Raw genomic sequence first — 9,789 nt, forward strand, 5'->3', positions numbered from 1 at the left:
CCGGGGTTTCTTGATGTTCAGGCTGCCAGAAAGCGTCCCCCGCGCCAAGGCCGGGAATTCCCCCGCAGCAAGGACCCGCCGTTGCGGCCTGCGCCGCCATTATGGGGAGCGCCCCCATATTCCCCCCATAATCTTCCGGGGCACCCCTGACGCCCCGGCCTGCCTAGCCTGTTTACAGCGCTGCCCCGCAGGGCGGCCAGAACCAGAACAGGGAGACGCGAACCATGGATGAGCAAAAGAAGAACCTGAAACCGGCCCGGCTGGACGGGCGCAAGGATGATCTGGCACCGGGCCTGTCGCGGCGCAGTTTCTTTGCAGCGGCAGGCGCTGCGGGCGTCGGGTCGGCAGCCAGTCTGTTGGGCTCAACCAGTGCCCAAGCACAATCCACCGACTGGCTGCAGCCGGGCAACAACAACCATGTGATCGACCTGCAAAACATGTCCGCCTTTGGTGATGGCGAGGTGAAGATCGATTTCTACGGCCATTGCGCAATCAAGATCACCTCGCCCGGCGGCGCCTCGATCCTGTTCGACCCGTGGCGCGATGACCCCTCCGGCGCCTGGGGGCTGTGGTTCAAACAGAAGTTCCCGGAGACGCTGGTGGATATCACCATGTCCACCCACACCCATTTCGACCACGACGCCATCGACCGGCCGCAATCGACCATGGTTCTGGACCGGATGGTGGGCACGTTTGAATTCGCCGACCTCAAGATCACCGGCTACGCCGACAAGCACGCCTGCGTGGCGCCGGGCTGGTACCCCTGGACCGACGCGCTGGCCGAATTTGGCGTTGACGCCTGCCCGCCCAACAACCCCGGCCACATGGATATGGTGACTTATGTGGTGGAAACCGGCGGCATCCGTACGCTGATCTGGGGCGACAACCGGCCCGACCCGGCGGACGGTTTCTGGGACGCCATTGGACGCATCGACGTGCTGACCCTGCCGGTGGACGCTTCCGAGCACATCTTGTCCTATGAGCAGGCCAATGCGCTGGTAGAACGGATAAACCCTAAGGTGGTGATCCCCACCCATTACCTGTCCGAGACCACGACCTATACGCTGTCGACCCTGCAGCCTGCGGATACTTGGGTGCAGGACCAGAAAAGCTTTAAGATGCTGGACAGCGCCTCGCTCACCCTGGCGGCGGCAGATGTGCAGAGCATGGACAAGGAGTTCCTCTATTTCGGGCACAATGCGCTGACGGAATGATCCTCGGCGTTGCCGCAAGCCAGTGCCCGGCAGACCGGGCGCCGCAATGACGCCCGGTCTTGCGGCGCCTGGCCCGCTAGCCAGCCGCGAAGCGCTCCCGCGGGAAGCCCGCGTCGGCGAAAATCTCCCAAATCTTCTGTTCCAGGCCCGGCGTGCCGATTTCGAGGCAGTTCTTGCGGAAATACCAGGTCAGGAATTGCGCATAGCCGCCGGTGCGGACCAGGGCGCGTTCCAGCGCCGCTGCAAACTGGCCAGGGCCGGTAATGGTCTCAGCCATATGGTGAAAGTCGGATTGACCGTACAGAATAGCCGGTGTGCGGTGCAGGAAGCCTTCGATGGCCACAGAGGAATTGATTGAAACCGTCACACAGCTGGCGGCCAGAATGTCGTGCAGATTGGCATCGCTGACCACGATGCGGCTGTCCTGCGCCATGATCTCCGCCAGATCGGCCATGGCAGCAATATCCGCCAGCCTGGGGTGCAGCTTGACCAGCACCGGACGGTCCCCTGCCCCTTGCAGCACATCCTGCAGCATGGAAATGTCTCTAAAATCCGTCGCCCCCGTCAAATGCGGGTAAGAGCCCTGGAAGAACACTGAAATACAGCCCTCGGGAATGCACTGCCGCTCTCCGGACGACGAATAGCGGGTTTTGCGTGCGTCCCTCCATTTCGACTGGAGCTTGCTATAAAACTGCGCGGCGTATTTGTACGGGACCATGTCAGGACGGAACGGCCGGCCGCCAATCGGGCTGAAACAGCGCACGCCTTGCGGGGCCAGATGCCAGAACCCCGCTAAATAGGCCATGGATCCGTTCAGTACATTGGGCATCTGCAGGTGCCGGTCGTCGAGGATGTGCAGGTTTCCATCCTCAAACCGCCGGTCGCCTGTATGACGGGTGCCCTCCTTGATATCCCGGTTCATTACACGTGTTTCAACCTGGATACCGCAGTCACCAAGCATCCGGTCAATGTAATCATAAAGCGCCAGAAAATCACGCGACAGATCTTCCAGCGCGCGCGGGCTTCGCAAATGGATAATGACTTTGGGCACAATCAGGAATCCTGAAACTGGCGTCTGTCAAACGATTAGCCCGAAGCGAGGCTTAAGGTCCAGCCGCGCAGGGCACCGCCCCGTCAGTCCCTGAGTGCGTCAGCCCGCAGGCCTTCCCGCTCGTAATGGCGCGGCAGCACCCGGCCATAAAGCTGCCTGGTGCGCTCCACCCCGCCGCACATGCCCTCCTTTTCGACAAAGGAAAAGATGCCGACATAACGCCTGCGCGGCCCTTCCACCGGCGCCACCCGGTGCAGCGAATAGCGGCCGCGGAAGATCTGCAGATCGCCCGGCTGCAGCACCAGCTTGCGCACCATCGGCGAATTGCCGGCCAGCACCCGCTCCACGCCGCTGTAGTTTTCATCCGTTGGCGTGCGCAGCATCGGCACATATTCGAAATCGCCGCCAGCCTCACCGTTCTGGATGGCCAAGGTCACCGTGTAATTGTTGGTGTCGAAATGCCAGGGGAACCCCTGCCCTTCCTCCACCATGTTGATGATCACATCCGCCAGCGGATCGTCATAGCGGTAGAACCGGTCCTCGGGCTCTCCCAGTGCGGTGCGGATGAAAGGCATGAAGCCCGGAAACTCGTAGATCGAGCGCAGCGGGCTGCCGGGCCCGAAATTATCCGCCGGAATGAAGGCGTTGGAGCGGTCGTAAAACTGCCGCACCGGGTGGCTTTCGGGCAAGGTGCTGTCATCCTTGGAGAAATAAGCATTGGTGCGGCTGAAAGATTTGTGCCCCTTGCCGGCAACCGTGTCCGCTTCGGCAACCAGCCGTGCCACGCCTTCCGCGTGCACAAACCCTGGCAGCACCGCACAGCCGTCTTCCGACAGATCCCGCTGCAAGTCCGTGATCAGCCGTTCATAAGCCTTGGAGCTTGGCCGGTCGATCGGGTAACGGCCCAGGTCCACCAAGTCAGTCAGATGCGCCATTCAATGTCCTTCCCTGCAATCTCTTTTTTGATGAGCTTGCCTGCGGGAAACGCGCCGATCTGACACAAACAGGACAGCGGGATGCCGGTTTTGAACGATTTCGCAACTCTGTGACCCGGCATTTTCGCGGAAATTTCGCCGCACCCCGGGATTTGAGCAAGAAAATGTCCCCCAATAGGGTTTTTTAGACACCTTTCCCTGTTGACGCCCCTGTCCAGCCCTCATAATGTCCGCTGCAACGCAAAAAGGAGCCAGTGACGTGAACGCACTAGTCGTAATCGTAGGAACCAAGCGCATGGGCCGGTAACGGTAGACCATAATCGAACCCATGCGCCTCCGAATGAAAATCGGGGGCTTTTTTTATGCGAAACGGACGATGCCGCCAATTGGAGCAAAAAGCAGATGACACGTGAAATGACCGGCGCAAAGATGGTTGTCCAAGCCCTGAAGGACCAGGGTGTGGACGTAGTCTTCGGATACCCAGGCGGCGCCGTGCTGCCGATTTATGACGAGATCTTTCTGCAAAATGACATCCGCCACGTGCTGGTGCGCCACGAACAGGGCGCGGTGCACGCCGCCGAAGGCTATGCCCGCTCCACCGGCAAGCCGGGCGTTGTGCTGGTGACCTCCGGCCCCGGCGCCACCAATGCGGTGACCGGCCTCACCGACGCTTTGCTGGACTCGATCCCGCTGGTGGTTCTGACCGGCCAGGTGCCGACTTTCATGATCGGTTCGGACGCCTTTCAGGAAGCCGACACTGTTGGCATCACCCGCCCCTGCACCAAGCACAACTGGCTGGTCAAGGACACCGACAGCCTGGCAGGCACCCTGCATGAAGCCTTTCATGTCGCAACCTCCGGCCGCCCCGGCCCGGTGCTGATCGACATCCCGAAAGACGTGCAGTTTGCCACCGGCGAATACAACGGCCCGAAACCGGCCGCCTCGCACTACCAGCCGCAGGTCAAGGGCGACATGGAGGAGATCACCGAGCTGGTCGCCGCCATCGAAGCTGCCGAACGCCCGGTGTTCTACACCGGCGGCGGCGTCATCAACTCGGGCAATGCGGCCAGCCAGCTGCTGCGCGAGCTGGTCGATGCCACCGGTATCCCGGTCACCTCCACCCTGATGGGCCTGGGCGCCTATCCGGCCTCGGGCAAGAACTGGATCGGCATGCTGGGCATGCACGGGCTGTACGAGGCCAATCTGGCGATGCACGGCTGCGACCTGATGATCAACATCGGCGCCCGTTTTGACGACCGGATCACCGGCCGTCTGGATGCCTTCAGCCCGAATTCGAAGAAAGCCCATATCGACATCGACCCCTCCTCGATCAACAAGGTGATCCGGGTCGATATCCCGATTGTCGGCGACGTGGCCCATGTTCTGGAAGACGTACTGAAGGTCTGGAAGGCGCGCGGCCGCAAGGTGAACCGCGAGGCTCTGGCCAAATGGCACGCCCAGATCGACGACTGGCGCGCGGTCAACTGCCTGTCCTTCAAGAACTCGGAAAAGACCATCAAGCCGCAATACGCGCTGCAGCGGCTGGAAGAGCTGACCAAGGGCCACGACCGCTATGTCACCACCGAGGTCGGCCAGCACCAGATGTGGGCGGCGCAGTACCTGGGCTTTGAAGACCCGAACCGCTGGATGACTTCCGGCGGCCTCGGCACCATGGGCTATGGCTTCCCGGCCTCGATCGGCGTGCAGATGGCGCACCCTGACGCGCTGGTTATCAACGTCGCGGGCGAGGCCTCCTGGCTGATGAACATGCAGGAAATGGGCACCGCGGTGCAGTTCCGCCTGCCGGTGAAACAATTCATCCTCAACAACGAGCGCCTGGGCATGGTGCGCCAGTGGCAGGAACTGCTGCATGGTGAGCGCTACAGCCACTCCTGGTCCGAAGCATTGCCCGATTTCGTGAAGCTCGCCGAGGCCTTCGGCGCCAAGGGCATCATGGTCAGCGATCCTGCGGACCTGGACGATGCGATCATGGAGATGATCGAATACGAGGGGCCGGTGATCTTTGACTGCCTGGTCGAGAAGCACGAGAACTGCTTCCCGATGATCCCCTCGGGCAAGGCGCATAATGAAATGCTGCTGGGCGAGGCGGAGACGCAGGGCGTCATCCAGGCCGGCGGCGCAGTGCTGGTGTAACTGAGCTGGTTTAACCGCGGCCGCGCCGCAAAATTCTTGAGAAGAATTTTGCCAAAAGTTTTCAAAAAACTTTTGGCACCGACAAACGAAAGGACGACGTCTGATGTCTGCCCTGCATATCAAAAAAGGCTCCACCCGCCACTCCGCCTATAACCTGCGCCCGACGTTTTCGGACGTGCAGGAACGGCACACGATTGCGGTTCTGGTGGAAAACGAACCTGGTGTTCTAGCCCGCGTCATCGGCCTGTTCTCGGGCCGCGGCTACAACATCGAAAGCCTGACCGTGGCCGAGGTCGACCACACCGGCCACCTGTCGCGCATCACCATCGTCACCACCGGCACGCCGCAGGTGATCGAGCAGATCAAGGCGCAGCTGGGCCGGATCGTCTCGGTGCACGACGTGCATGACCTGACCGTCGAAGGCGACTCGGTTGAGCGTGAACTGGCGATTTTGAAAGTGGCCGGGGAAGGCGAAAAGCGGGTCGAGGCACTGCGGCTGGCGGATATCTTCCGCGCCAATGTGGTCGACAGCACCCTGAACAGCTTTGTGTTTGAGATCACCGGCGCGCCGGACAAGATCGACGCCTTTGCCGATCTGATGCGCCCGCTGGGTCTGACCGAGATTGCCCGGACAGGTGTTGCCGCACTGCTGCGCGGCAACTGATATTTCTGCCGGCCCTGGCGGCCGGCAGTTTCCTTATCCCTGGCTGGCCTGAAGCGGTGCGGATGCGCGCCGCTTTTTTGCTGCCTGCAGTGGAAAAGGCACCACTGTGGCCCCCTCCTGCGCGCCTGCCGCAGGTGCGCCGCCGCAGCCCGCAGCCGCGGACAGCCGGTCTGCCAGTTCCGGGCTGCCATTTTCCATCAGCACCGAAAGATTCTCGGCAATCCTGAAATTACCGCTCAAGGTTATATCGAATTCAACCCAGTCTCCGGCATTCAACTCCTGGAAACCGTTCCCTGCCCCGTTTGTGTAGAAAGCAAGATCACCCTGATCATCGCACCAGATGACGGCTTTGTTCAGGGGCTCATCACTCCATAAAACGACTCCAATCATACCAATCCTCGCATTGCCGCTCTGTAATTCTGAAACAATTGATGTGACGCCAACATGACTAAATCCGTGCCGGCCTATTGCAATTTGTGTCAGTTCCGATAGCTTGCTGACGTGAAATAGCGCCAATGCTGACGCTATCCGGAGGCGCCCCTTGCGGCAGGGCTGACGGATACTGGCACAAACCGCCCGCAAGCAACGCAAAAATACCGAAAATTGCCAACCACCAGAGGCATAGATGAACAATCAAAGCCGCTCGCCAGCTGATTTGAGGAACATGTTTGGCGCAAACTTGCGTCAGCTGTCCCGGCAATATCCCTCCGTTTCGGAATTGTCGCGCCAGTTGGGGATTAACCGGACCCAATTCAACCGCTACCTGTCCGGCGAGAGCTTTCCCCGCCCCGACGTTCTGGACCGCATCTGCCGTTTCTTTGAAGTCGATGCACGCATTCTGCTGGATCCGGTGGAAAAGCTGTCAAAAGCAGGCCAGGTAGTAAACGGCGCCTTTCTGGCGGATTTCCTGGGCCGCGGTGTGCAGCAGCTGAGCGAGGAGTTTTTCCCGTCCGGGTTTTACCGCTTCACCCGCCGCAGTTTCATCAATGAGGACAAGTTCGTCATCGGCCTGGTCTTTGTGTTCCGCGAAGCCGGTGTCACCTATATCAAAGGGTTTGAAGCCAAGGAGGCGATGCGCAACCAGGGCCTGTCTGCCAGCCCCGGTGTGCGCGAATTCCGCGGCTATGTCAGCGGCCACGAAGACGGGGTGGCCTTTGTCATCGCCCGGCGCAAGGCAATGACCTATTCCTTCAACTACCTGGCGCGGGTGGCCTCGCTTGAGAACAATTTCTGGTCCGGCTACGTGGCCCGCACCGTGCGCGAAAGCCAGACCGGCGAACGCGTCACACGGATGGTCTACGAGCATCTGGGGCGCGACACCAAACAGGTGCTGGAGGCCGCCCGCAGCGCAGGCTTTGCCGATGAAGACGCGCTGCTGCCCTTTCACCGCCGCCTGCTGCAGACGGACCAACCCTTCCGCTGACGCTACTCAGCGGCAGCCAGCCGGTAGATGTGCCAGGTGGCGTGGCCCAGCAGAGGCAGCACCAGGAACAGGCCCAGGAACCAGGGCAGCAGGGCGGCAAAAGTGACGGCGGCAATGAAGGCCGCCCAAAGGATCATCACTGCAAAATTCTGCTGCACATACTGAAAGCTGGTGATCATCGCGGTCACGAAATCCACCTCCCGGTCCAGCAGCAAGGGCAGCGAAATTACCGTGATCATGTAAAGCAGCAGCGCAAACAGCGCCCCGACAGCAGTGCCCACCGCCAGCATGGTCAGCCCGTTGGCTGTCAGGAACACCTCGGCCGAACTGGAGATATTGGTCATCGTGGCATGGCCCAGGAACAGCGCAAAGATCATGTGGCCCAGGAAGAACCAGAACAGGAACACCACGATGATGATGGCGCAGACCGACGGCAGCTGGCGGCGGCTCTGCTGCAGCACCACGCCCAGGATCCGGCCCACGGCGATCCCCCTGCCCTGCTCCAGCCGGTGCGACACCTCATAAAGCCCTACCGCGGCAAAGGGGCCGATCAGCGGAAAGCCGATGGCCGCCAGCACCAGCCAGTAGGTGGTGCCGGTCCGCACAGTCACCCAGGCCATCGCCCAGCCCGCCAGCACATAGAAGCCGGCAAAGAACAGCCCATAGACCGGTTTCCTGCGGAAGTCGGCCCAGCCCCGGCGCAGCGCTTCTAACAGCATCCCGGCTGAGACCGGCTGCAGCGGCGGCACTCCAAAGGGCTTTTCGGTGTTCATGACGGTCTGTCCTCCCCGGCGCTGGCTTTAGGTCCCTTGAAAAAGCGGCATCAAAAATGTGCCATTTGAACCTAGCGTCATTGCAGCCGTAATAAAATGCTTTGGGCATGCATGTTTACCGGCATCGCCCGGGGGCGGACGGGCGGCACAAAAAAGGGCAGCCGAAATGGCCGCCCTGTCTCTTTGTCCGTCTGTCCGGCGTCTGGCCGCGCCGGGATTAGTCCTCGCCCTGGGCGTCCGCCCGGCTCTTGCCGGAGACGTTCATTGCCAGGGTCGCCGCCATGAACCCGTCCAGGTCGCCATCCAGCACGCCCTTAGTGTCCGAGGTCTCGTGGCTGGTGCGCAGGTCTTTCACCATCTGGTAGGGCTGCAGCACATAGGACCGGATCTGGTTGCCCCAGCCGGCGTCGCCCTTGGATTCGTGCGCGGCGTTGATCTCGGCGTTGCGGCGGTCCAGCTCCTGCTGGTACAGCCGTGATTTCAGCGCCTTCATGGCGATGTCGCGGTTTTGGTGCTGCGATTTCTCGGAGGAGGTCACCACGATGCCGGTCGGGATGTGGGTGATCCGCACCGCCGAGTCGGTGGTGTTGACGTGCTGGCCGCCCGCCCCTGAAGAGCGGTAGGTGTCGATACGGATGTCCGCAGGGTTCACGTCAATCTCGATATTGTCGTCCACCACCGGGTAAACCCAGACCGAACTGAAGGACGTGTGGCGCTTGGCCGCCGAGTCATAGGGCGAGATCCGCACCAGCCGGTGCACGCCGCTCTCGGACTTCAGCCAGCCATAGGCATTGTGGCCGGAGATCTTGTAGGCGGCGGATTTGATGCCCGCCTCGTCGCCCGCGCTCTCGGACTGCAGTTCGACCTTGTAGCCCTTCTTCTCGGCCCAGCGCACATACATCCGCGCCAGCATCGAGGCCCAATCGCAGCTTTCGGTGCCGCCGGCGCCTGCGTTGATTTCGAGGAAGGTGTCATTGGCGTCCGCCTCACCGTCCAGCAGCGCTTCCAGTTCCTTCTCGGCCGCCTTGTCCTTGAGCGCGCTCAGCGCCGCCTCGGCGTCCTTTACGACATCTTCGTCCTCTTCCATCTCGCCGAGTTCAATCAGCTCGATGTTGTCGGAGAGGTCCTGCTTGATGCCCTTGTAGGTGCCGATGGAATCAACCAGCGCCTGACGCTCGCGCATCAGTTTCTGCGCCGCCTCCGGGTCGTCCCACAGGTTCGGATCCTCGACCCGCGCGTTGAATTCCTCCAGGCGGAACTCGGCGGTTTCCCAATTCATCCGCTGGGCCAGCAGCTCCAGCGATTTTTCGATATCCGACACGATGTTCTGGGTTTCCGCGCGCATGGGGTGTCCTTGCATTCTGAGCTCAGGCCTGGGTGATAAACCACCCGTGCGCCGCGGGCAAGCCGCCAACCCCGGTACCCTTGGCACAGGCGTTGCAGAGAAACCGATTAAAATGCCCAGCACTTTCCGCCCTGCGAACACTCCGCGAACACGCGGCTTTAACACTGCCTGCTTAATCCTCAATCCCGGAGCGGCCGCCAAATGACGGTTGCTGGGGAAACTGGAGAGTA

At 61.2% G+C, this 9,789-nt stretch carries 9 protein-coding genes; 4 read left to right on the forward strand and 5 right to left on the reverse strand.

All coding sequences use genetic code 11. The features are described 5' to 3' along the window. Window positions 1-224 precede the first annotated feature (224 nt). Window positions 225-1,214 carry an MBL fold metallo-hydrolase gene (locus ACXAEH_RS07350; RefSeq protein WP_475031810.1) on the forward strand — a complete coding sequence of 330 codons (990 nt, stop codon included), beginning with the start codon at window positions 225-227 and terminating at the stop codon, window positions 1,212-1,214. A 76-nt stretch (window positions 1,215-1,290) separates the two neighbouring features. On the opposite strand, the gene ACXAEH_RS07355 is transcribed toward ACXAEH_RS07350, so the two are convergent. Together ACXAEH_RS07355 and ACXAEH_RS07360 are read right to left on the reverse strand one after the other, a co-directional pair. After that, window positions 1,291-2,265 (reverse strand): hypothetical protein, encoded by a 975-nt coding sequence (locus ACXAEH_RS07355; RefSeq protein ID WP_475031811.1) that lies wholly within the window; start codon window positions 2,263-2,265, stop codon window positions 1,291-1,293. A gap of 83 nt (window positions 2,266-2,348) precedes the next feature. Then, window positions 2,349-3,200 carry a HalD/BesD family halogenase gene (locus ACXAEH_RS07360; RefSeq protein ID WP_475031812.1) on the reverse strand — a complete coding sequence of 284 codons (852 nt, stop codon included), beginning with the start codon at window positions 3,198-3,200 and terminating at the stop codon, window positions 2,349-2,351. 402 nt (window positions 3,201-3,602) lie between these two features. Here ACXAEH_RS07360 and ACXAEH_RS07365 point away from each other — a divergent pair, with 402 nt between their 5' ends. After that, the gene (locus ACXAEH_RS07365; protein ID WP_475031813.1) at window positions 3,603-5,354 is read left to right on the forward strand and encodes an acetolactate synthase 3 large subunit; all 1,752 of its coding nucleotides are present in this window, start codon (window positions 3,603-3,605) and stop codon (window positions 5,352-5,354) included. A 103-nt stretch (window positions 5,355-5,457) separates the two neighbouring features. Continuing rightward, a complete protein-coding gene (ilvN, locus tag ACXAEH_RS07370; protein ID WP_475031814.1) occupies window positions 5,458-6,018 on the forward strand; it encodes an acetolactate synthase small subunit in 561 nt (186 codons plus the stop codon). Window positions 6,019-6,051: 33 nt separating this feature from the next. Here the strand turns inward: ilvN and ACXAEH_RS07375 are convergent, their stop codons facing one another. Then, on the reverse strand, window positions 6,052-6,651 hold the full coding sequence (locus ACXAEH_RS07375) for a S1 domain-containing protein (protein ID WP_475031815.1): 600 nt from the start codon (window positions 6,649-6,651) through the stop codon (window positions 6,052-6,054). Here ACXAEH_RS07375 and ACXAEH_RS07380 point away from each other — a divergent pair. Further along, window positions 6,644-7,441, forward strand: a complete 798-nt coding sequence (locus tag ACXAEH_RS07380; protein WP_475031816.1) for a helix-turn-helix domain-containing protein — start codon at window positions 6,644-6,646, stop codon at window positions 7,439-7,441. The genes ACXAEH_RS07375 and ACXAEH_RS07380 overlap by 8 nt on opposite strands. Window positions 7,442-7,443: 2 nt before the next feature. Here the strand turns inward: ACXAEH_RS07380 and ACXAEH_RS07385 are convergent, their stop codons facing one another. Beyond that, on the reverse strand, window positions 7,444-8,214 hold the full coding sequence (locus ACXAEH_RS07385; RefSeq protein ID WP_475031817.1) for a DUF2189 domain-containing protein: 771 nt from the start codon (window positions 8,212-8,214) through the stop codon (window positions 7,444-7,446). Between the two features lie 217 nt (window positions 8,215-8,431). After that, window positions 8,432-9,559, reverse strand: coding sequence for a peptide chain release factor 2 (gene prfB / locus ACXAEH_RS07390; RefSeq protein WP_475031819.1), 1,128 nt, complete (start codon window positions 9,557-9,559; stop codon window positions 8,432-8,434). Between the last annotated feature and the right edge of the window lie 230 nt (window positions 9,560-9,789).

The organism is Leisingera sp. ABM4_060 (assembly GCF_056158765.1).